Annotated in this window: 1 protein-coding gene; it reads left to right on the top strand. The window is 68.7% G+C overall.

The window, feature by feature from the left end:
- Window positions 1-230 (top strand): hypothetical protein (locus MFF40_RS28665; RefSeq protein ID WP_238263217.1); only part of this gene is annotated, 230 nt, incomplete at both ends.

The following is a 230-nucleotide window of genomic DNA, read 5'->3' as shown; positions in this document are numbered from 1 at the left end:
TCGTCGAGGTGACTCTGCCGACCGGCTCGGCCTTCGCCACCACCGAGGCCAGCGTCAAGCGGATGGAGGCGGCCGTGCGGCAACTGCCGGAAGTCCGCGAGATCACGAGCTACATCGGCCAGGGCATGCCGCGCTTCGTGCTCTCCTTCGACCCCGAATTGCCCGATCCCGGCTTCGCGCAGATCGTGCTGCAGACCGCGAGTTCGCACGCGCGCGATGGGCTTCGGGTC

It is taken from the genome of Methylobacterium mesophilicum (genome assembly GCF_022179445.1).
Lineage (GTDB): Bacteria > Pseudomonadota > Alphaproteobacteria > Rhizobiales > Beijerinckiaceae > Methylobacterium > Methylobacterium mesophilicum.
The sequence above is the reverse complement of the archived record's forward strand: the minus strand, read 5'-3'. Positions and strand labels throughout refer to the sequence as shown.